Source organism: Variovorax sp. Soil_C_17, from assembly GCF_057657265.1.
In genome coordinates this window covers 40072-60179 of record NZ_JBDGIT010000006.1, presented here as the reverse complement: position 1 = coordinate 60179, position 20108 = coordinate 40072, and the positions used below count along the sequence as shown (strand labels likewise).

24 protein-coding genes are annotated in these 20108 nt (G+C 68.5%); 8 read left to right on the top strand and 16 right to left on the bottom strand.

Annotation, left to right across the window (positions count from 1 at the left end):
• Positions 1-3: 3 nt before the first annotated feature.
• The 13 genes from AC3A6Y_RS25060 to xseB form a co-directional block, all read right to left on the bottom strand.
• Positions 4-507, bottom strand: a complete 504-nt coding sequence (locus AC3A6Y_RS25060) for a hypothetical protein (protein WP_487870949.1) — start codon at positions 505-507, stop codon at positions 4-6.
• Complete coding sequence (locus tag AC3A6Y_RS25055; protein ID WP_487870948.1) at positions 504-1079, bottom strand: GspMb/PilO family protein; 576 nt, start codon at positions 1077-1079, stop codon at positions 504-506. Before AC3A6Y_RS25055 ends, AC3A6Y_RS25060 begins: the two co-directional genes overlap by 4 nt.
• Positions 1076-1582: a hypothetical protein gene (locus AC3A6Y_RS25050; protein ID WP_487870947.1), complete on the bottom strand. Its 507-nt coding sequence runs from the start codon at positions 1580-1582 to the stop codon at positions 1076-1078. Before AC3A6Y_RS25050 ends, AC3A6Y_RS25055 begins: the two co-directional genes overlap by 4 nt.
• An 11-nt stretch (positions 1583-1593) precedes the next feature.
• Entirely contained in the window at positions 1594-2382 is a 789-nt protein-coding gene (locus AC3A6Y_RS25045) for a hypothetical protein (RefSeq protein WP_487870946.1), read from the bottom strand.
• Entirely contained in the window at positions 2363-3901 is a 1539-nt protein-coding gene (locus tag AC3A6Y_RS25040) for a GspE/PulE family protein (protein WP_487870945.1), read from the bottom strand. Before AC3A6Y_RS25040 ends, AC3A6Y_RS25045 begins: the two co-directional genes overlap by 20 nt.
• 106 nt (positions 3902-4007) lie before the next feature.
• The gene (locus AC3A6Y_RS25035) at positions 4008-5231 is read right to left on the bottom strand and encodes a type II secretion system F family protein (protein WP_487870944.1); all 1224 of its coding nucleotides are present in this window, start codon (positions 5229-5231) and stop codon (positions 4008-4010) included.
• Positions 5232-5236: 5 nt separating this feature from the next.
• On the bottom strand, positions 5237-5662 hold the full coding sequence (gene gspG, locus AC3A6Y_RS25030) for a type II secretion system major pseudopilin GspG (protein ID WP_487870943.1): 426 nt from the start codon (positions 5660-5662) through the stop codon (positions 5237-5239).
• Positions 5659-6321, bottom strand: a complete 663-nt coding sequence (locus tag AC3A6Y_RS25025) for a transglutaminase domain-containing protein (RefSeq protein ID WP_487870942.1) — start codon at positions 6319-6321, stop codon at positions 5659-5661. Before AC3A6Y_RS25025 ends, gspG begins: the two co-directional genes overlap by 4 nt.
• A gap of 122 nt (positions 6322-6443) precedes the next feature.
• Positions 6444-6575, bottom strand: a complete 132-nt coding sequence (locus tag AC3A6Y_RS25020; protein WP_487870941.1) for an RHS repeat domain-containing protein — start codon at positions 6573-6575, stop codon at positions 6444-6446.
• Positions 6576-6907: 332 nt separating this feature from the next.
• On the bottom strand, positions 6908-7987 hold the full coding sequence (locus tag AC3A6Y_RS25015; protein WP_487871178.1) for a TRAP transporter substrate-binding protein: 1080 nt from the start codon (positions 7985-7987) through the stop codon (positions 6908-6910).
• A gap of 94 nt (positions 7988-8081) precedes the next feature.
• Complete coding sequence (dxs, locus tag AC3A6Y_RS25010) at positions 8082-9965, bottom strand: 1-deoxy-D-xylulose-5-phosphate synthase (RefSeq protein WP_487870940.1); 1884 nt, start codon at positions 9963-9965, stop codon at positions 8082-8084.
• A gap of 15 nt (positions 9966-9980) precedes the next feature.
• Positions 9981-10877: a polyprenyl synthetase family protein gene (locus tag AC3A6Y_RS25005; RefSeq protein ID WP_487871177.1), complete on the bottom strand. Its 897-nt coding sequence runs from the start codon at positions 10875-10877 to the stop codon at positions 9981-9983.
• Between the two features lie 107 nt (positions 10878-10984).
• Entirely contained in the window at positions 10985-11254 is a 270-nt protein-coding gene (gene xseB, locus AC3A6Y_RS25000) for an exodeoxyribonuclease VII small subunit (protein ID WP_487842280.1), read from the bottom strand.
• Between the two features lie 243 nt (positions 11255-11497).
• Here xseB and AC3A6Y_RS24995 point away from each other — a divergent pair, with 243 nt between their 5' ends.
• From AC3A6Y_RS24995 to AC3A6Y_RS24960, 8 genes are all read left to right on the top strand, one after another.
• Positions 11498-12637, top strand: coding sequence for an aromatic ring-hydroxylating oxygenase subunit alpha (locus AC3A6Y_RS24995; RefSeq protein ID WP_487870939.1), 1140 nt, complete (start codon positions 11498-11500; stop codon positions 12635-12637).
• A gap of 4 nt (positions 12638-12641) precedes the next feature.
• On the top strand, positions 12642-13574 hold the full coding sequence (locus AC3A6Y_RS24990) for a DMT family transporter (protein WP_487870938.1): 933 nt from the start codon (positions 12642-12644) through the stop codon (positions 13572-13574).
• Between the two features lie 16 nt (positions 13575-13590).
• Positions 13591-14502 carry a sulfurtransferase gene (locus AC3A6Y_RS24985; protein WP_487870937.1) on the top strand — a complete coding sequence of 304 codons (912 nt, stop codon included), beginning with the start codon at positions 13591-13593 and terminating at the stop codon, positions 14500-14502.
• On the top strand, positions 14499-15044 hold the full coding sequence (locus AC3A6Y_RS24980; RefSeq protein WP_487870936.1) for a DUF2796 domain-containing protein: 546 nt from the start codon (positions 14499-14501) through the stop codon (positions 15042-15044). Before AC3A6Y_RS24985 ends, AC3A6Y_RS24980 begins: the two co-directional genes overlap by 4 nt.
• 4 nt (positions 15045-15048) lie before the next feature.
• On the top strand, positions 15049-15750 hold the full coding sequence (locus AC3A6Y_RS24975) for an ABC transporter ATP-binding protein (RefSeq protein ID WP_487870935.1): 702 nt from the start codon (positions 15049-15051) through the stop codon (positions 15748-15750).
• Positions 15747-17009, top strand: coding sequence for an ABC transporter permease (locus tag AC3A6Y_RS24970; RefSeq protein ID WP_487870934.1), 1263 nt, complete (start codon positions 15747-15749; stop codon positions 17007-17009). Before AC3A6Y_RS24975 ends, AC3A6Y_RS24970 begins: the two co-directional genes overlap by 4 nt.
• A gap of 2 nt (positions 17010-17011) precedes the next feature.
• Entirely contained in the window at positions 17012-17611 is a 600-nt protein-coding gene (locus AC3A6Y_RS24965) for a DUF3299 domain-containing protein (protein WP_487870933.1), read from the top strand.
• A 116-nt stretch (positions 17612-17727) separates the two neighbouring features.
• Entirely contained in the window at positions 17728-17937 is a 210-nt protein-coding gene (locus AC3A6Y_RS24960; protein ID WP_106555230.1) for a dodecin, read from the top strand.
• A gap of 32 nt (positions 17938-17969) precedes the next feature.
• On the opposite strand, the gene AC3A6Y_RS24955 is transcribed toward AC3A6Y_RS24960, so the two are convergent.
• The 3 genes from AC3A6Y_RS24955 to AC3A6Y_RS24945 all read right to left on the bottom strand — a co-directional run bounded on the left by AC3A6Y_RS24955 (position 17970) and on the right by AC3A6Y_RS24945 (position 20102).
• On the bottom strand, positions 17970-18200 hold the full coding sequence (locus AC3A6Y_RS24955; protein WP_487870932.1) for a hypothetical protein: 231 nt from the start codon (positions 18198-18200) through the stop codon (positions 17970-17972).
• Positions 18201-18336: 136 nt separating this feature from the next.
• A complete protein-coding gene (locus tag AC3A6Y_RS24950; protein ID WP_487870931.1) occupies positions 18337-19224 on the bottom strand; it encodes a ZIP family metal transporter in 888 nt (295 codons plus the stop codon).
• A gap of 143 nt (positions 19225-19367) precedes the next feature.
• On the bottom strand, positions 19368-20102 hold the full coding sequence (locus tag AC3A6Y_RS24945; RefSeq protein ID WP_487870930.1) for an aspartate/glutamate racemase family protein: 735 nt from the start codon (positions 20100-20102) through the stop codon (positions 19368-19370).
• Positions 20103-20108 lie beyond the last annotated feature (6 nt).

The window sequence follows — 20108 nt, the reverse complement described above, 5'->3', positions numbered from 1 at the left end:
GGTTCATTGCACCGCGATGAAGCGGATCTGGTTCAAGGGCAGGTAGCGCAGTTCGACCTGCGTCGCGGTGACTTTCTCCACCTTCCAGAGGCCGTCGATCGTGCTGCCGATCTCGACGACCCGCGGATCGGCCCCGGTGCCGAGAAAGACGTAGCTGCGGCCGTCCTGCTCGAGGCGCCCGAGATAGCTCATCGCGGGCTCGGGCGCCATCGGCGCGGGGGGCTGCATCGGAACCGGCGGCGGCACCGGGTCCGGCACCGGCGCGGGCGGCGCGAGCGCTGCCTGCTGCCGGGCTTCTGGCGGCATCCACGCTTCTTCGGGCACGCGAATCCACGGCGCAGCAGGCGCGGTTGCATCGCCACCCGCCGGCGACGCGTGTTCTCGTCGCGCCGGCGCTTCCGCGGCGGGCGCGCCGGCGCCGTCGGGCTTCAGCAAGGCCAGCAGCGTCAGCACCGCGGTCAGCCACAGCGCCGCCTGCAGCGGCTTGGAAAAGGCCGGCGTGTTCATCGCGCCCGCGCGTCGCCGGCCTGGCGGTAGTACAGGCTGGCGTCCAGCCGCACGGCCAGGCGGTCCGGCTGCTCCGGCGACTTCTCCATCGCGATGCGGTCGATGGCCAGGTTGGGCATGCTCGCCAGAAGGCTGTGCAGAAACTTCCGATACGGCGCATATCCGGCCACGAGCGACATCTGCATCGACAGGCTTCGAACCGGCAGATGCTGCAAGCGGCCGTGCGTGTACTCGATGCGCGACAGCGTCACGCCGCTTTCTCCGGCCAGCGCGTGCAGGGTCTGCAACTGCTGCTCCCGCACGTCGACCGGCGGCAGGAAGGCCAGAAAGGCATCGACGCGCTCGGGAGATCCAGGCGGCGCTGCGCGCGGCACTGCGGCTTCCGTCGCGGCCGCGGTCTGCGACGCAGCGCTCGCGCGCAAGGCATCGATCTCGTGGCGAAGCGGCTTGTTCACGATGAATAGCAGCCCCATCCACAGGGCCAGGGCAGCGGCGCCCGCGAACACCGGACCCTCCGCGTGTGCCCACGCGCGGCGCACCATCCATCGGGCACGGCCGATGACGGCATTCATGGCTGCCGCCACTCCGCGGCCAGCACGAAAGTCAGCGCCTTGCCGCTCTCGCCTGCTTCGGGCTGCCGCGCCTCGGACAGCGGCTCGACCACGCGCCAGGATGCGTCGTCCTGAAGCCGCTGCACGAAATCGACGAAGGCCCGGCTGCTGTCCGCCTGGCCTGCGATGCGCAGGCGGAACGCATCGGCTTCCGGCTGCACGCGCGTGACGGAAACGTCGTCCTTGATGGCGGCCTGCAGCGCGTTGAGCATCGCTTGCCACGGACGCTGCAAGCCGGCAACCAGCGTCTCCATCTCCACCCTGGCCTCGGGCCGCGCCACCCGCAGATCAGATGGCCGATGCTTCACGGCGACGCGTTGTTGCGCCTCGATCTGCGACAGCACCGCGGTCCGCTGCTGCAGGAGTGCATGGCGCTGCCAGAGCGCGTGCGCGCTGCCGATGGCGCCGGCCAGCAGGACCACGATGCCGGTCCTGCGCCAGGTGGGCCGCGGTGCGAAGTCCATGCCCATCGCCATCAGAACACCCCGCACAGCGCGAAGGCGTAGTCGGCGTCGTGGGCTGCAACGAAGCCGCTGCCGTCGGCGAGCAGCAACGCGGCAGCGGGTGCCGCGACAGCCGCGGCGGCCGGATGCGACGAGAACACCCTCAGCGCTTCATCGCCAGCACCTGCCACGGCAGGCGCCGCGGTCGTCACGACGCCGAAGGGCCGGAGCGACACGTGGCCGATCTGCCCTCGATCGTGGCGCACGACCAGCTGGCGCTCGCCGTCGATCAGCAACAGCGTTCCCCGTTCCTTGCGCAACAGCGCCCGGAAACGCGCCCACACCAGGGCAAGGGCCGGCTCGATGCGCGACACGCCGCAGTGCGATTCGCTCGCGTGCGCACCGATCTCTGCGACCAGTTCCTTCGGCACGAAGGCGGCCAGCTGCGCTTGTCCGTACACCGGCACGGCAAAGCGCACTGCGAACAGCGCGGGGTCGTGCCGGAACTGCTGCTCGAACAGCGCCGCCGCCAGCGCATCACGAAAACCCGGATCGGCGAGATCGGGTGTCCACGGCAGCATCAGGTAGCGCGCCTCCGAGGCACCCAGCACCCACTCGAGCAACGGCCTGCGCCGACGCGTCTCGCCGCCGATCCATTCGCGCAGCGACAGCATGGCCGTCCCGCGCGCGCCCGGTTCGTAGCCGAAACGCGCCTTGCGGAGCACCCGCGCGCCGCGCCCACGGCCTTGCACCTCGCACGCCGCCAACGCGCCGGCCGAGAGATGCACGCGGAAGCGGGCGCTACGCCACGAAGGTGACACGGTTGATCTCCTGCAAGGTGGTCTGGCCCTGCTTGACCGCCTCGATCGCCTGCTGCCGCATGAAGGCCATGCCATGTGCGCGCGCGGCCTCCTTGAGCTGCGCGATCGGTGCCTGCTGCAGGATGAGCTCGCGCATGTCGTCGTCGAGCACGAGCACCTCGGTCAGGGCACGGCGCCCCTTGTACCCGGTGCCGCGGCAATGGGCGCATCCCCGGCCCTGCCGCAGCAGATGCCCGGCGAGAGCGCCGCGCTCCAGACCGGACGCGCGCAGCAATTCCTCGTCGGGTTCGCACGCCTCGCTGCAATGCGGGCAGTTCAGACGCACCAGCCGCTGCGCCACCACGCCGTTCAAGGCCGTGACGAAGCTGTACGCATCCACGCCCATGTGCCTGAATCGGCTCAGCACGTCGAACACGTTGTTGGCATGAACCGTCGTGAACACCAGGTGCCCCGTCAGCGCGGCCTGCACCGCGATCTCCGCCGTCTCGCGGTCGCGGATCTCGCCCACGAGAATGCGGTCGGGATCGTGGCGCAGGATCGAACGCAGGCCCTTGGCGAAGGTGAGGCCCTTGCGCTCGTTGACCGGGATCTGCAACACGCCCGGCAGCTGGTATTCGACCGGGTCTTCGATCGTGATGATCTTGTCGTCGCCGCGGTTGATCTCGCTGAGCGTCGCGTACAGCGTCGTCGTCTTGCCCGAGCCGGTCGGCCCGGTCACCAGCAGCATCCCGTAGGGTTGGCTCGCCAGCTTGCGGATCGTGCGCTGCGCACCGGCATCGATGCCCAGCACCTCGAGCGTCAGCCGCGCGAGCTCGGCCGAGAGCGACTGCCTGTCGAGGATTCGCAGCACCGCGTCCTCGCCGAACAGGCCGGGCATGACCGACACCCGAAAGTCGATGTCGCGACCTGCGATGTTCACCGCAAAGCGCCCGTCCTGCGGGATGCGCTTTTCGCCGATGTCGAGCTCCGCCATCACCTTCACGCGCGAGACCACCTGCTCGGCCAATCTGGCGTCGGGCAGCTGCCGGGCCTGCGACAGCACGCCGTCGATGCGGTACTTGATGACGAGGCCCTGCGTCGTGTTCTCGAAGTGGATGTCGCTGGCACCGCTCTTGTGCGCGTCGTAAAGCGTGGAGTTCGCCAGCCGCACCACCTGGCTCTCGTCCCTGGCGATCGACTTCAGCGTGATCTCTTCGTTCGCGGCGTGCGGCACACCGGCATGCTCCAGGCGAATGACCTGCGCGATCGCCTGCCCGTGCGCCTCGAGTCGCGACAGCATCGCCTTGAGCTCCGCCGGATGGGCCAGGGCCAGCGCGAAGCCGCCCGGGATCTTGAAGCTCGCCCAGGTGCAGAGCGCTTCGTCGAGCGGATTCGCGCTCACGAAATAGCGCACGTCCCGCCCGTCCGCGACCAGCAGGCATTCGCGTTCGAGGCATTCCCCGTAGCTCAGCAGGGAGAAGTCCGGCGTCATCGCGCTCAGCTCGCCGAGCGTGAGCGTCCGCAGTTCGAGCGCGCTCATCGATCGGCTCCGGCGCTGCGCGCTGCCTCTTGCGCCCTCTCCCGCTTGCGGGAGCGGGCTGGGGTGAGGGCACTGGGCGCTCGTTTGGGTGTTGTCACCGAAGATCTCATTGCAGATTCCCGGCAAGTTCGAAGATCGGCAGATACAGCAGGATCACGATGCCGCCGATGGCCAGGCCGATGACCAGCATCAGCACCGGCTCGAAAAGCCGCGTGAAGCGGTCGATCCAGTGCGCCATCTCCGTGTCGTGGAAGGCCGCGGCCTGCTCCAGCATCTCTGCCATCTGGCCGTTGCGTTCGCCCGCGCGCAGCAGGCGCAGCGCGACCGAGGTGGTCAAGGCCGCCGACTGCAGCGCGTCGCTCAGGCTGCGGCCCTGCGTCACCTCCAGCGTGGCCGCGCCCGCGGCGCCGCGCAACGAGAGGGGCAACAACGCCTGCGCCATGCCCAAGGCTTTGGTGACGGGAATGCCGCCGCTCAGGAGCAGCCCGAGCGATCGGTAGAAGCGCGACAGCTGCAGGAGCCGCAGCCGCGCCCCGATCCAGCGATTGCGCTGCACGGCCGAGCCCAGCCGGCGGCGTACGGACGGCTGCGCGCTCGCCGTCAGCGCCGCCACGATGCTCGCGACCGAAGCCGCGACGATCGGCGCCCAATACTCCGACGCGAAGCCGCCCCATTGCATGAGCCATCGCGAAGCCAGCGGCAAGCGGTCTTCCATCCCCTCGTAGACGCGGCTGAAACGCGGCACCAGAAAGCACAGCAGGAACAGCGCCACGGCCGACCCGACCACGCAGAGCATGGCCGGATAGAGCGAGGCGCTGACGATCTTCCGGCGGATCGCGCCGAGCTGCTCGTGGTAGCGCAGGTAGCGCTGCAAGGCGTGGGCCAGTTCGCCCGTGTGCTCGCTGGCAGCGACCGAGGCGACGAACAGTTCCGGGAAGACCGAAGGAAAGGTTCGCAGTGCGGCGGAGAACGCCTGCCCTTCCTGCATGCGGCGCACCAGTTCGCCCAGCACCTGGCCTGCACGCGCGTGCCCCTTCTCGCGCTCGGCCAGCGTTTCGAGGATCTCGATCAGCGACAGGCCGGCGCCCAGCAGGGTTGCGAGCTCGTGCGCGAAGAGTGCGAGGTCGAAGCTGCCGGCGCCATCGCCTGTGGGGCCGATGCGAGCGGCGAACGACGGCGCGCTGAAAAAGCCTTGGGCCCGCACGTCCAGCACCTTCAGGCCGATCGATCGCGCCGCCCGTTCGGCTTCTTCGCGGTCGCCGGCATGCACGCTGCGCTCCAGCAACTCGCCCTGCGCGCCGAGACCGCACACCTTGAACAAGGTCGCCATGGCGGTCAGCGCCCGATGTCCGCGTTGTCGCCGTCGCCGCCCGGCAGCTTGTCGCGCCCGAAGGACAGCAGCTCGAAATCATCGGGCTGCTTGCTGCTCGGGTAGCGGTACTGGTACGGCATGCCCCAGGGGTCCGCCGGCACGTCCTTGCGCAGGTACGGGCCGCGCCACCGCGGGTCGCCGGCCGTGGGAACCATCAGGGCAGCCAGGCCTTCCTGGTTGGTGGGGTAGCGCCCCATGTCGAGCCGGAAGTGGTCGAGCGCCTTGCCCAAGACATCGATCTGGGCCTTGGCGGTGGTGACCTCGGACTTGCTGACGTTGCCGAACAGGCGCGGGCCGACGATGCCGGCGAGGAGGCCGATGATGACCATGACGACCAGGAGTTCGAGCAAGGTGAAGCCGTTGCTCGGACGACAACGAGCCGTTCTCACGCGCCCCCTCCGTTGCCGGGGCAGCTGCCGGCGCTGGTGGCGTTGATCTCGTAGACGGGGATCTGGGCCTGGCCGAGGAGCGACAGGACACCGCAGGCGTTGGCGATGCTCACGCCCCACCACTCGGCCAGCTGCGCGGCGCTGAGCTTGGCGATGCCGCGCACGTAGTTGGCCTCGACGCCCGAGGCACGCAGCAGCTCGACTATCAAGGTGGCCTGGTCGTGGGCGGTGGCCTGGTTGTCCAGCACTGTGCCGAGGGCGCCCTTTTGCGATCCGAAGACGGGGTAGTACTCGATGTTGTTGCGGACGTACTGGTAGATGAGGTCGGGGTGGTGGCGCAGGGAGCGCGCGAGCTCGGCGATGGAAGCCGGGCCCAGGGCGTTGGCATCGCCGGAGATCTTCATGACCGCGGTCGAGGCCGAGGTCGAGGCCGAGGTCTTGCTGGTCTTGGGAGCCGCAGGGACGCCTTGATTGAGGTTGGCCGGAAGGACCCTCGCCTTCAGGATGCGCTCGGCGTCGGCGAAGCTGACCGGGGGCATGTTGGCGCGCAGCACGCCCGGGGCGGGAGCGAACTCGCTGGTGTTGCCGGCTGGGCCTGCGCCACGGGCGGACGCACCGGCATCCTTGGCACCGTCCTTGGGCAGCGATGCCGCCTGCAAGCGATGTGGCAACGACCACGACAACGGCGCAGGCGCGCGCGAGCTTGGACATGGGAACTCCCCGAGGTTTTTTGTTGGAGAACTTGCTGCACGCATTGCGACGTGCAGCGAGAGCCGACTGGCTACGGCGAAGTGGTCACCACCGAGGTGCGATTGCCTGCGGCGTCGAAGCTGTAGGTGATCGTGTTGGTGGAGGTACCGTTGCTGTAGACGGTGCTGGCCAGGCGGCCCAGCGCGTCATACGTGTAGCTCACGGAACCGGCATAGGCGGGAGCGCCAGCGAGCGTGGCGGCGCACAGGCAAGCGGCGAGGACTGTGCGGAACGGAATCCGGATCGATACACGGCGATCGGATGGCATCGATGCGTGCGAACTCGATGCGTGCGCTGGCAATGCAGCGGAATTTTTCTTTCTCATGGGACCCTGGCTTCTTGATGTGGCGCGGACTGTAGCCGAGCCAGGGGCTATCAAAAACTCGTTTTTTGTCGCGCAATCTTGTGGCCCCCTCTTGCCTTGGGCGCACCAAAAGAAAAAAGCCCCGCCGTAACCGGCGGGGCTTGTTCGCATCAGGAAGCGAGGCGCGGCGCTTACAGCTTCTGCTGCTGCATGAAGCGATCGTAGGTGCCTTCGGTGAAGCGGAACCAGGCATTCTGGTCGGCCAGGAACTTGGCGTAGTCGGTGTAAACCTTCTTCCACTCCGGGTTGCTGTTGTTCAGGTCCGCGTAGATCTGCTGGGACGACTTGAAGGCCGCGTTCATCACGTCCTGCGTGAAGGGGCGCAGCTTGGTACCGGAACCGACCAGCTGCTTGAGGGCGATCGGGTTTTTGGCATCGTACTTGGCCGTCATCGTGACGTGGGCATGCGCGGCCGCCACTTCGACGATGGCCTTGTACTCTGCCGACAGGGCTTCCCATGCCTTGTTGTTGATATAGAAGTCCAGCTGCGGACCGCCTTCCCACCAGCCGGGGTAGTAGTAGAACGGCGCAACCTTGTTGAAGCCAAGCTTCTGATCGTCGTATGGGCCGACCCACTCGAGCGCATCAATCGTTCCCTTTTCGAGCGCGGGGTACAGATCGGCACCCGGGATCGATTGCGGAATCATGCCGAAGGGTTCGAGCACCTTGCCCGCGATCGGGTTGGTGCGGAACTTCAGGCCTTTCAGGTCGGCAAGCGACTTGATTTCCTTGCGGAACCAGCCGCCCATCTGCGCGCCCGTGTTGCCGCCCGGCAGGTTGATGACGTTGTACTTGGCGTAGAAGTCGCGCATCAGCTTCAGGCCATTGCCTTCGTACATCCATGCGTTCATCTGGCGCGTGTTCATGCCGAAAGGCACCGCACAGCCCAACGCGAAGGTCGGATCCTTGCCATAGAAGTAGTACGGCGCGGTGTGCGCAATCTCGACCGAAGCGTTCTGGACCCCGTCGAGCACACCCAAGGCCGGCATCAACTCACCACTGGCATGCACCGAGATCTGGAACTTGCCGCCGCTCATGTCGCTCACCTTTTTCGAGAACGTCTCGGCCGTCCCAAAGATGGTGTCCAGCGACTTGGGAAAGCTCGAGGCCAGGCGCCAGCGCACGGCCGCCTGCGCGTGGACTGCGGGCGCGATGCCGGCAGCGAGGACGCCGGCGATGCCTGCGTTTTTGATGAGGGAACGACGATCCATTGAGGTTGACTCCGAGTGCTTGGAAAAAACAAGAACGCGGCTCGTGGCCGCGTTGCCGACATCGCTGTCGAGGCAGCGAGATTGTAAAAAGTGCTTACAGCGCACCGGGGCGGGTTTTCCCTGCGGGCTCGCCGGCGCCGAAGCGCTCGAGTATCGATTGCTCGATGCCCGCCGCGTCGAGCCCGATGCTCGCCAGCAGCTTGCCCGGATCGCCATGCTCGATGAAGCGGTCGGGCAGTCCGAGCTGCAGCACCGGCAGTTGCACATCGGCCGCCTGCAGCGCCTCGATGACGGCGCTGCCTGCGCCGCCCATCACGGCGCCCTCCTCGAGCGTCACGATGCATTCGTGCGCGGCCGCGGTCTTCAGCAGCAGCTCGACATCGAGCGGCTTGACCCAGCGCATGTTGAGCACCGTGGCATCGAGCGCCTCGGCGGCCTTGAGCGCCGCATGCAGCAAGGTGCCGAAGACCACGATCGCGATGCGCTGCCCCGAACGGCGCAGCTCGCCCTTGCCGAAGGGCAGCGGCTCGAGTCCGGGCGGCGTCGCGACGCCGGCGCCCGCACCGCGCGGATAGCGCACCGCCACCGGATGGTCCTGCGCGAAGGCGCTGGAAAGCAGCTGGCGGCATTCGGCCTCGTCGGCCGGGCAGGCCAGGCTCATGTTGGGGATGCAGCGGATGAAGGCGATGTCGTAGGCGCCCGCATGGGTGGCGCCGTCGGCGCCCACCAGGCCCGCGCGGTCGAGCGCGAAGACGACCGGCAGGTTCTGGATCGCCACGTCATGGATCATCTGGTCGTAGCCGCGCTGCAGGAAGGTCGAGTAGATCGCGACCACCGGCTTGAGCCCCTCGCAGGCCAGGCCCGCCGCGAAGGTGACGGCGTGCTGCTCGGCAATGCCGACGTCGTAGTAGCGCTCGGGAAAGCGCTGCTCGAACTCCACCAGCCCCGAGCCCTCGCGCATCGCCGGCGTGATGCCGACCAGCCGGCTGTCCTGCGCGGCCATGTCGCACAGCCAGTGGCCGAAGACCTGCGTGAAGGTCTGCTTGGGCGCGGTCGCGGGCTTGACCAGTCCGATGGCGGGATCGAACTTGGTCGGCCCGTGGTAGGCCACCGGGTCGGCCTCGGCCAGCTTGTACCCCTGCCCTTTCTTGGTGACGACGTGCAGGAACTGCGGGCCATGCAGGTGCTTGAGGTTCTCCAGTGTGGGCACCAGCGAGTCGAGGTCGTGGCCGTCGATGGGGCCCACGTAGTTGAAGCCGAACTGCTCGAACAGCGTGGCAGGCACCACCATGCCCTTGGCATGCTGCTCCAGGCGCTTGGCCAGCTCGAACAGCGGCGGCGCGGCGCGCAGCACGCTCTTGCCCACGTTCTTGGCGGCGGCATAGAAGTTGCCGCTCATCAGCTGCGCGAGGTAGCGGTTGAGCGCGCCGACCGGCGGGCTGATCGACATGTCGTTGTCGTTGAGGATGACGAGCAGCTTGCAGTCGTACACGCCCGCGTTGTTGAGCGCCTCGAAGGCCATGCCGGCAGTCATCGCGCCGTCGCCGATGATCGCGACCGCGTGCCGGTCCTCGCCCTTCTGCTTGGCGGCCAGCGCCATGCCGAGCGCGGCCGAGATGCTGGTGGACGAATGGGCGGTCCCGAAGGTGTCGTACTCGCTCTCGCTGCGCTGCGGGAAGCCGGAGATGCCGCCGATCTGGCGCAGGCTGGGCATGCGCTCGCGGCGGCCGGTGAGGATCTTGTGCGGATAGGTCTGGTGGCCCACGTCCCACACCAGCCGGTCATGCGGCGTGTTGAAGACGTGGTGCAGCGCAACCGTGAGCTCGACCGTCCCCAGGTTGGAGCTCAGGTGCCCGCCGGTGCGCGAGACGTTGTCGAGCACGCAGCTGCGCACCTCGTCGGCCAGCTGCTTGAGCTGGGCGCGGTCGAAATGGCGCAGGGCGGAGGGATCGTGGAGGGTGGGGAGCAGCGGGGACATGGGCTTTGTAGTTGTCTATCGATCGCGGTCCACGACCATGTAGGCCAGCGCACGCAGGGCGCCGGTGTCGGGCAGCGCACTGCGGTCGAGCGCTTCCAGCGCCTGGGCGAGCAGCTCATGGGCCTGGGCACGCGCGCCGTCGAGTCCGAGCAAGGAGACGTAGGTGGGCTTGTCGCTCGCGGCGTCCTTGCCGGCGGTCTTGCCGAGGGTCTGCGAATCGGCGGTGACGTCGAGGATGTCGTCCACCACCTGGAAGGCCAGCCCGATGGCGGCGCCGTAGGCACGCAGCGCATCGAGCGCTTCGGCATCGAGGGTGCCGCAGGCCGCGCCCATCTCGACGCTGCCCTGCAGCAGGGCGCCGGTCTTCAGGCGATGCATCTCGCGCAGCTGGGCCTCGTCGAGAGCAAGGCCGACGCTGGCCAGGTCGATCGCCTGGCCACCCGCCATGCCCTGGCTGCCGGCTGCGCGCGCCAGCAGGCGGCAGAGCCGGGCTTGCACCGCGGGCGCGATGTCTTCGCGCTCGGGCGTGAGCAGTTCGAAGGCCAGGGCCTGCAGGGCATCGCCGGCCAGCAGTGCATCGGCCTCGCCGAACTTCACATGCACCGTGGGCTTGCCGCGGCGCAGCACGTCGTTGTCCATGCACGGCAGGTCGTCGTGCACCAGCGAATAGGCATGGATCAGCTCGGCCGCGCAGGCCGCGCGCAGCGCGGCCTCGGCCTGCCCATCCGCCGCCTCGCTGGCGGCGAAGACCAGCAAGGGCCGCAGCCGCTTGCCGCCGTCGAGCACCGCATAGCGCATCGCATCGCCCAGCAGCACGGGCGCATCGACGCCGACCCATTGCGAGAGCGCGGCCTCGACGCGCGCCAGCAGCGGTTCGCTCCAGGCTGCGAGGCGCCGCGCGTCCCAGCGCAAGGCGTCGCCGGCATCTGGGGTAGCCTCCCCCAGGCTCGTGGCTTCTTGTACTTCGCGCACCTCCTCCTGGAGGAGGGGGCGAGCGCCTTCGTGCGACCGGGCGGCGCTCATTCGCCTGCCCAGGCCTTGAGGCCGTTCGCGTCGAGCACTTTGATTTGATCTTCGACCGCCTGCAGCTTGTCGCGGCAGAAGGCCAGCAGCGCCGCGCCCCGCTGGTAGCTGCCGAGCAGCTGGTCGAGCGGCAGTTGCCCCGATTCGAGCTCGGCCACCAGCTGTTCGAGTTCCTGGAGCCCGGCTTCGTAGCTCGCAGGCAGCGCACCGGTGTCGAGGGCGGCGGGCGAGGACGCTGGTGGGGAGGGAGGAGGCACCTTGGGCATTCGGCGATGGGGGATGAAACAGGGCATTTTAGGGCGGGGGCTCCGCGGCCCGGCTCCGGGGGGGCCGGCGCGGCCTGCCGGGACGCGCAGCCTGCGGGTAAAGCAGCGGCACGCCGATTTTTCCCGGGGTACAATCGCCCGCTCTCGCGCCGGCGCCTGCCGGCGATTTTCTTCGGGGCGCCCACCCGTCAGCGGCACCTCTTTCTCGTTTTTCTCCCTGTGGGGAGCTTGGTCAGGTCACCCATGTCTGATTTAAGTCTTCAACTGCAGCAGGCTTCGAGCCAACTTCCGGTTTCCGCGTACTTCGACGAGGCGCTCTACGCCCGCGAGCTGCAAACGCTTTTCGCCGGCGGCCCGCGCTACGTCGGCCACCGGCTCGCCGTGCCCGAGCCGGGCAACTACCACGCATTGCCGCAGGAGCAGCAGGGCCGTGCGCTGGTGCATACGCCCAAGGGCGTGGAGCTGATCTCCAACGTGTGCCGGCATCGCCAGGCGCTGATCTTGCAGGGCCGCGGCCAGCTCGATCCGCAAGCCGGCGGCGGCAACATCGTGTGCCCGCTGCACCGCTGGACCTATGCGGCAGCCGACCCTCGCACCACCGGCAAGCTGATCGGCGCCCCGCATTTCGCGCAGGACCCCTGCCTGGACCTGCACAACTACCCGCTGACCGAATGGAACGGCCTGCTCTTCGAGCAGAACCCGCAAGGCGTCGGGCGCGATGTCGCGGCCGACCTGGCCCGGCTGGGGCCGCGCGCGGACCTCGACTTCGAGGGCTATGCGCTGGACCGCGTCGAGCTGCACGAGTGCAACTACAACTGGAAGACCTTCATCGAGGTGTATCTCGAGGACTACCACGTCGGTCCCTTCCACCCCGGCCTCGGCAGCTTCGTGACCTGCGACGACCTGCGCTGGGAGTTCGGCCACCACCACTCGGTGCAGACGGTGGGCGTCGCCAACCGCCTGGGTCGCGCCGGCAGCCCGGTGTACCAGAAGTGGCAGGAAGCGTTGCTGAAGTACCGCGAGGGCAAGCCGCCCAAGTACGGCGCGATCTGGCTCACCTACTACCCGCACGTGATGATCGAGTGGTATCCGCATGTGCTGACCGTCTCCACGCTGCACCCCATGGGACCGCAGAAGACGCTCAACATGGTCGAGTTCTTCTACCCCGAGGAAATCGTCGCCTTCGAGCGCGAATTCGTCGAGGCGCAGCAGGCCGCCTACATGGAGACCTGCGTGGAAGACGACGAGATCGCCGAGCGCATGGACGCCGGCCGCCGCGCGCTGATGCTGCGCGGCGTCGACGAGAGCGGCCCCTACCAGAGCCCGATGGAAGACGGGATGCAGCAGTTCCACGAGTGGTACCGCCGCGAGATGAAGTCATAGGGGGATGCAGGCCCTCTGGATGGTGCTGGCCGCACTGATTTTCGCCACCATGGGCGTGTGCGTGAAGATCGCTTCGGCCTGGTTCACGAGCGCCGAGCTGGTGCTCTACCGCGGCCTGATCGGCATGCTCTTCCTGTGGGCGCTGGCGCGACAGCGCGGCATCACGCTGGCCACGCCCTACCCCGGCATGCACGCCTGGCGCAGCCTGATCGGCGTGTTCTCGATGGGCGCCTGGTTCTACGCCATCGCGCACCTGCCGCTGGCGACCGCGATGACGCTCAACTACATGAGCAGCGTCTGGATCGCGGCCTTCCTGGTCGGCGGCGCCCTGCTGGCCTGGGTGCCGGTGCCCGGCCGCGACGGGCGCGTGGCGCGGCCGCCGTTGCAAGGTGCGCTCGTGCTCACCGTGCTGGCGGGCTTCGGCGGCGTGGTGCTGATGCTCAAGCCCAGCGTCGGCGAGAGCCAGGGCTTCGCGGGGCTGGTGGGACTGATGTCGGGGCTGACCGCCGCTTTCGCCTACATGCAGGTGGTCGCCCTGTCGCGCGTGGGCGAGCCCGAGTCGCGCACGGTTTTCTACTTCGCGCTCGGCTCGGCGGTGGCGGGCGGCCTCGTCACGGTGCTGGGCAGTTCCACGCCCTGGGCGCAATGGACCTGGGCGCACGCAATGTGGCTGCTGCCGGTCGGCGTGCTCGCAGCCGTGGGACAGCTGTGCATGACGCGCGCCTATGCCAGCGCCAAGACCCAAAGCGGTACGCTCGTGGTGGCCAACCTGCAATATTCCGGCATTGTCTTTGCAGCCATCTACAGTGTGGTGTTGTTCGGCGACCGCATCGACGCGGGCGGCTGGGCCGGCATGGCATTGATCGTCGGCAGCGGCATCGCGGCCACGGTGCTGCGCCAGCGCTCGCTGCCGAAGGCACCCGCGGAAGAGCATTGAGCAAGGAAGGATTGCCATGTACACGACCCTGATCTCCGTCGAAGAACTCATGACCCTGCAACGCGGCAATGCACCGCAGATGGTGTTCGACTGCAGCTTCGACCTGATGAAGCCCGAGGCCGGCATCGAGCAGTACCGGGCGGCGCATATCCCGGGCGCCATCTACGCCGATCTCGACAGCGACTTGAGCGCGAAGCACGGCGTGCCGGGCGCGCGCGGCGAAGTGGTGGTGGCGCAGGCCGACGAGGGCCCGCCCGCCTCCGGTGGCCGGCATCCGCTTCCCAGCCGCGAGCGTTTCGCAGCCTGGTTGTCCAGCGTCGGCTTTGCCAACGACATGCAGGCCGTGGTCTACGACCGCAACGGCGCCAATTACTGCGGCCGGCTCTGGTGGATGCTCAAATGGATGGGCCATGAGGCCGTGGCCGTGCTCGATGGCGGCCTGCAGGCCTGGCAGGCGGCGGGCGGCACGACGAGCGGTGGCGACGAGCCGGCGCGCTTCCAGTCGAACTTCGTGCCCCAGCAACCGCTCGTGGCCCTGGTCGACACACGCACTGTCGCCGCCCGGCTCGAGAAAGCCGACCAGACGCTGATCGACGCGCGCGCGGCGGCACGGTATCGCGGCGAGGTGGAACCTCTGGACCCGATCGCAGGTCACATCCCCGGGGCCCTGAACCGGCCCTTCACCGAGAACCTCGGCCCCGAGGGCAAGTTCAAGCCGGCCGCGCAGCTGCGCGCCGAGTTCGAAGCACTGCTGGCGGGCCGGGACCCCGCAACGGTCGTCCACCACTGCGGCAGCGGCGTGAGCGCCGTGCCGAATGTGCTCGCGATGCAGATCGCCGGGCTCGGGCCGACCGCGCTCTATGCCGGCAGCTGGAGCGAATGGAGCAACACGCCGGGACTGCCGACCCGGCAAGGTGCGAATGCATGAATCTCCAACGCGTTCTTCCCGCGTTAACGCTGGCAGGCCTGATGGCCGCCACGCCGCTGGCCGCCGTGGCGCAGGCGCGCGCCCATGTGCATGGCCAGCTCAAGCTCGACATTGCGATCGACGGCCCGACCGTCGTCATCGAGATGCAATCGCCGCTCGACAACTTCGTCGGCTACGAGCATGCGCCCAGGACCGAGGCCGAAAAGAAGATGGCCGACGACGTGGTCGCGCAGCTGCGCGCGGCCGACCAGCTGTTCAAGATCGACCCGGCCGCCAATTGCAAGCTCGGTCCGGTCACGCTGCGCTCCGCGGCGCTGGGCCTGGGCAAGGCTGAACCGAGCGCGGGCGAAGGCCATGCCGACCTCGACGGCACCTTCGCCTTCAACTGCACCAAGGCCCCTGAGGCCAGGTTCATCGAGCTCGGCCTGTTCGGCGCTTTCAAGGGCCTGCGACAGGTCGACGCGCAGATCGCCTCGCCGGACGGCCAGTTCAAGCGCACGCTCAAGCGCCCCGCCGCTCGGTTGACGTGGGGCAGCAAGTAATTCGGTGAGTGCCGTTCTTCGCGCCGAGGCGCTGCGCTTCGCCTGGCCGGGCGCCGCTCCCTGCATCGACATCGAACAGCTCGAGATCGAAGCCGGCGAGGCCGTGTTCCTGCACGGCCCCAGCGGTTGCGGCAAGAGCACGCTGCTGTCGCTGCTGGCCGGCGTGCTGGTCGCCGATGCGGGCCGAGTCACGCTGCTGGGCCAGGACTGGGCCGCGCTCTCCGGCGCCGCGCGCGACCGCCAGCGCGTCGCGCACGTGGGCTACATCTTCCAGCAGTTCAACCTGCTCCCCTACCTGAGCGTGCTCGACAACGTGCTGCTGCCCTGCCGCTTCTCGGCGCGCCGCCGCGAGCAGGCCGGCCGCGAAGGCGGCGCCCGCGCCCAGGCCGCGCAATTGCTCGGAGCGATGGGCTTGCCGCAAGCCTTGTGGAAACGCCAGGCGATGCAGCTCTCGGTCGGCCAGCAGCAGCGGGTGGCTGCGGCGCGCGCGCTGATCGGGCACCCCGAGGTGGTGATCGCCGACGAGCCCACCTCGGCCCTCGACGAAGACCGGCGCGAGGCCTTCCTCGACGTCCTGGTCGAGGCCTGCCGCGCGAACCGCAGCGCGCTGGTGTTCGTGAGCCACGACCAGCGCATCGCGGCGCGCTTCGGCCGGCACCTGCTGCTGCCCGAGATCAACCGCGCGGCGATGGGCGAGCCCGCATGAAGGCGCTGTTCTCGATCGCGTGGAAGAGCGCCTGGAACCGGCGCTTCACGCTGGCGCTCACCGTGCTGTCGATCGCGCTGTCCACCTTCCTGCTGCTGGGCGTCGAGCGCATCCGCACCGAGCTGCGCGACAACTTCTCCGCATCCGTCTCGGGCACCGACCTCATCGTGGGTGCGCGCACCGGCGCCTCGCAACTGCTGCTGTACTCGGTGTTTCGCATCGGCGCCGCCACCAACAACATGCAGTGGCAGAGCGTGCAGGCGCTGGCCGCGCACCCGGGGGTGGACTGGGTGGTGCCGCTGTCGCTCGGTGATTCGCACCGCGGCTTCGCGGTGCTCGCGACCTCGCCGGACTACTTCCGGCATTTCCGCTACGGCAACCGCCAGCCGTTGCGGCTGCGCGAAGGCAAGCCTTTTGCCGAGCTCTTCGATGCGGTGGTCGGCGCCGAGGTGGCGGACCGGCTGGGCTACCAAGTGGGACAGCGCATCACGCTGGCGCACGGCAGCGGCGAACTCAACGTGGCCGAGCACGCCGACAAGCCCTTCACCGTGGTGGGCGTGCTCGCGCGCACCGGCACGCCGGTCGACCGCACGGTGCACATCGGGCTGGAGGCGATGGAGGCCATTCACCTCGAATGGCGCGGCGGCGCACCGCTGCCTGGCGTGCACATCCCGGCCGAGCAGGTGCGCAAGTTCGATCTGAAGCCCAAGACCGTGACGGCCGCGCTGGTCGGCCTCAAGAACCGGGCCGCGGTGTTCGGGGTGCAGCGCTGGGTCTCGACCTACCAGCCCGAGGCACTGATGGCCATCCTGCCCGGCGTGGCGCTGGACGAGCTGTGGAGCGTGATCGGCGTCGGCGAGAACGCGCTGCTGCTGATGTCGGCACTGGTCGCGCTGGTCAGCCTCGCGGGCCTGGTCTCGGTGGTGATGGCCGGCCTGAACGAGCGGCGCCGCGAGCTCGCGGTGCTGCGCGCAGTGGGCGCCAGCCTGCGGCATGTGCTGGCGCTGCTGGCGCTCGAAGGCGCGATCGTCACGCTGCTGGGCGTGGCGCTCGGCCTGGTCGCTGCGGCGCTGGGCATCGCCCTGCTCTCGCCATGGCTGCAGGCCCGGTTCGGGCTGACGCTCTCGCTGTCCGAACCTACACTCAACGAATGGAGCCTGCTCGCCGGCCTGCTGGTGGCGGGCTGGCTGGCCAGCCTGCTGCCGGGCGTTCGCGCCTACCGCCTCTCCCTTGCTGACGGGCTCTCCCCAAGGATCTGAACATGCTGAAGACATTGCGCCTCCTGCTCCTCGCGCTGTGCGCCGCGGCCGTCACGGCTTACGCGGCCGACCCCGCGCCGCCGTCGACCTCGGCCACCAACCCGCTGGGCGGCAAGGGCGCCGCCGCCCAGGCTGCGCCGGGCCAGCCGCGGCTGATCGCGTGGGAAGAGCTGGTGCCGAAGGACTGGGACCCGATGAAGGAATTCAAGGGGATGGACCTGAGCAAGCTCGAGGACGGCGACCCGCGCGCCAACGATCTGCTGATGAAGATGCAGGAAGTCTCGAACAACGCGCCCACCAATCCGGAAATGAACGGCGTCGAAATCAAACTGCCGGGCTTCATCGTGCCGCTGGAAGAGAACAAGGGCGAGGTCACGGAGTTCCTGCTGGTGCCCTACTTCGGCGCCTGCATCCACACGCCGCCCCCGCCAGCCAACCAGATCGTGCACGTGCGCCCGCGCAAGGGCGCGAAGTTCCGCGCCATGGACACGGTGTGGATCACCGGCAAGTTGCAGACCCTGCGCAACGACTCGATGATGGGGGTGAGCGGCTACCACATGACGGCGGAGAGCGTCACCAAGTACACCGGCGGCGCGAAGTAGCCGGGCGCAAGGAAGAGCGGATGGCGCAGGTGCCAACCCCGGTCCGAGGCCTATGATGCACGGACCGCTGCCCCGTTCGCGGCAGCGTGCCCGCATCCACCCACCAGGAGCGCTTCATGTCCAATCACGTCTACAAACTCCTCGAACTCACCGGCTCCTCGCCCACGAGCAGCGACGATGCCGTGCAGCGTGCGATTGCCAAGGCCAACGAGTCGGTGCGCAACATTCAGTGGTTCGAGGTCACTGAAACCCGCGGCCATGTGAAGGACGGCAAGATTGCCCATTGGCAGGTCACGATAAAGGCCGGCTTCACGCTCGAGGACTGAAAGCCCGAGGTCCGGCGCAAGCCGGCGGCCGATCAGTCCGGCGCCTGCATGACGCGGTCGAACTCCTCGTCGGCCGGCACGTTGTCGGCGTCGAGCTCGCTGGCGTCGCTCAGGTCGATGCCGGTTTCTTCGGAGAGCTCGTCGAACACCTCGGCGTCTTCTTCGTCCATGGCTTCTTCTGCAGAGAGCTCGTCGTCCTCGATTTGTTCGTCCGGTTCGTCGACGGGATCGACGGAACGCAGCGGGGGATCGGCGCGGTTCATGATCGGCTCCTAAGCTGTTTTGCTCGCGGTGAGGCGAGCCCCCAAGTGTGAGCCTCCTCGCCCGACTTGGGTAGCCCAAGTTTGCAACCGGCCGTCTGTTCGCCGTGTCGGAAAGCGCCGCGTCCGACGAGCGGCTTCAGTGCTTGTGTCCGTGCTCCTCGTGGGCCGGCTCGGCATGCTCGTGCGCATGGCCGTGCTCGCCGTGGGCCAGGCGGCTCACGCCCATGACCATCAGGAGTCCGGCGGCGAGCCAGGCGACCTGCCACGCGGTCTGGCGCGCGCTGAGGCGTTTTTGCAGCTGCGGAATCAGGTCCGCCAGCGCCACGTAGACGAAGCTGCTGGAAGCCAGCACCAGGAAGTAAGGCAGCCAGCCATGAAGCTGGTCGACCAGCCACCAGCCGGCCACGCCGCCCAGCGCCGTCATGGTGCCGGCGAGCGACACCTTGACCAGTGCGGCCCGCGCATCGGGCGAGCTCTGTCGCAGCACGACGAGATCGCCGATGTGATGCGGCACCTCGTGCGCCAGTACCGCGAGTGCCGCGACCAGGCCCAGGCGCAGGTCGGCGACGAAGGCCGAGGCAATCAGGATGCCGTCGCCGAAGCAATGCACGCTGTCGCCGGTGAGCACGGCCCAACCGCCGCCCTTGCGCTGGTGATCGTGACCATGCGAATGCGCGTGCCCGTGTGCATGTCCGTGTTCGTGCCCTTGCTCGTGACGCGCGCCCTTGCCATGGTGATGCTCGTGGCCGTGATGCCAGAGCTCCGCCTTGTCGAGCAGGAAGAAAAGCACCAGCCCGCAGAGCAGCACCCCGAACAACAGGCCCGGCTCGATGCGGCTCTCGAAGGCCTCGGGCAGCAGGTGCATGAAGGCCGTGGCCAGCAGTGCGCCGGCCGCCAGGCTCAGCAGGTGCTGCGGATCGACGCCGGCGCCCCTGCGCACGCCCACGCGCAGCAGCAGCGCCGCTATCCAGACACTTCCGATGCCGGCGACCAGGGTCGCGGCGATGATGACGAACAGGTTCATGACGGCTTCAACAAAGAAAAACAAAAAGCCGCCCATCGGGACGGCTTTCAGGGTGGCCACAGCCGCCTTGATCTTATCAACCGTGTCAAGGGGGGAATGCTGCAGCCTTCCGCCTGAGGAACCCGGGCAACGGCAAGCTGCTTTCAGGCCCCTCGATAGGCCCGCACGGCCAGCGCCGAGGCCAGCACCTGCGCCGGATCGACCAACCGCAGCCCCGCAACTGCCGCCGAATTCTGCAGCCCCAGTGGAATTTCGGTGCAGCCCATGACGATGGCCACCGGCCCATGCCGATCCGCCAACTGCAGCGCAACCCGGCTGAAGCAATCCTCGGCCAGGCGCAGGTCACCGGCCTTCACGCCCTCGTAGATGCCGCGCATCAGCAGCTTGCGCTCCCCGGCCAGCGGCAGGTGGCAGGCCAGGCCCGCATCGCCCATCGCCCGCTCGTAGAGGCCGACACGGTAGGTGCCCTCGGTCGCCATCAGCGCCGTGTCGCGCACGCCCTCCGCCGCCAGTTGCGCCGAGACCTCGCGCGCCACATGGAGCACCTCGATCTGCGGGAAACGCTCCTGCAGCGTGGCATGCCAGGCATGGGCCGTGTTGCAGGCGATCGCCACCGCGCGGCTGCCGAGTGCGGCCAGCCGGCCCAGCGCCTGCAGCATCGGTTCGAGCGGCTGGTGGGCGCCGAGCGCGGTCGATTCGAGCGCGCCGCTGCGGTCGGGCACCGGCACCTGCGCCAGCCAGTGCTCGGGGAAGGCCTGGTCGCGCACCGGCTCGCCCCGCTGGCGCATCAGCCGCGCGCAGGCCTCGACGAAGAGGCGCACGAAGTCGGCGCCCGCCGCCGGGCCCATGCCACCGAGGATGCCAACGACGTTTGTCATTCCACG

Coding starts and splice junctions, on each gene's coding strand:
- AC3A6Y_RS25035 (WP_487870944.1), bottom strand. CDS start 5,231: ATGGCGACCTTGTTCAAGGTGTGCGGTCTCGGCGCGCAGGGCGAGTTG.
- AC3A6Y_RS24955 (WP_487870932.1), bottom strand. CDS start 18,200: ATGAACCGCGCCGATCCCCCGCTGCGTTCCGTCGATCCCGTCGACGAA.
- AC3A6Y_RS25050 (WP_487870947.1), bottom strand. CDS start 1,582: ATGGACTTCGCACCGCGGCCCACCTGGCGCAGGACCGGCATCGTGGTC.
- AC3A6Y_RS24945 (WP_487870930.1), bottom strand. CDS start 20,102: ATGACAAACGTCGTTGGCATCCTCGGTGGCATGGGCCCGGCGGCGGGC.
- AC3A6Y_RS25055 (WP_487870948.1), bottom strand. CDS start 1,079: ATGAATGCCGTCATCGGCCGTGCCCGATGGATGGTGCGCCGCGCGTGG.
- AC3A6Y_RS24980 (WP_487870936.1), top strand. CDS start 14,499: ATGAATCTCCAACGCGTTCTTCCCGCGTTAACGCTGGCAGGCCTGATG.
- AC3A6Y_RS24995 (WP_487870939.1), top strand. CDS start 11,498: ATGTCTGATTTAAGTCTTCAACTGCAGCAGGCTTCGAGCCAACTTCCG.
- xseB (WP_487842280.1), bottom strand. CDS start 11,254: ATGCCCAAGGTGCCTCCTCCCTCCCCACCAGCGTCCTCGCCCGCCGCC.
- AC3A6Y_RS24965 (WP_487870933.1), top strand. CDS start 17,012: ATGCTGAAGACATTGCGCCTCCTGCTCCTCGCGCTGTGCGCCGCGGCC.
- AC3A6Y_RS24960 (WP_106555230.1), top strand. CDS start 17,728: ATGTCCAATCACGTCTACAAACTCCTCGAACTCACCGGCTCCTCGCCC.
- AC3A6Y_RS24985 (WP_487870937.1), top strand. CDS start 13,591: ATGTACACGACCCTGATCTCCGTCGAAGAACTCATGACCCTGCAACGC.
- AC3A6Y_RS25060 (WP_487870949.1), bottom strand. CDS start 507: ATGAACACGCCGGCCTTTTCCAAGCCGCTGCAGGCGGCGCTGTGGCTG.
- AC3A6Y_RS24950 (WP_487870931.1), bottom strand. CDS start 19,224: ATGAACCTGTTCGTCATCATCGCCGCGACCCTGGTCGCCGGCATCGGA.
- AC3A6Y_RS25015 (WP_487871178.1), bottom strand. CDS start 7,987: ATGGATCGTCGTTCCCTCATCAAAAACGCAGGCATCGCCGGCGTCCTC.
- AC3A6Y_RS24990 (WP_487870938.1), top strand. CDS start 12,642: ATGCAGGCCCTCTGGATGGTGCTGGCCGCACTGATTTTCGCCACCATG.
- AC3A6Y_RS24970 (WP_487870934.1), top strand. CDS start 15,747: ATGAAGGCGCTGTTCTCGATCGCGTGGAAGAGCGCCTGGAACCGGCGC.
- dxs (WP_487870940.1), bottom strand. CDS start 9,965: ATGTCCCCGCTGCTCCCCACCCTCCACGATCCCTCCGCCCTGCGCCAT.
- AC3A6Y_RS25040 (WP_487870945.1), bottom strand. CDS start 3,901: ATGAGCGCGCTCGAACTGCGGACGCTCACGCTCGGCGAGCTGAGCGCG.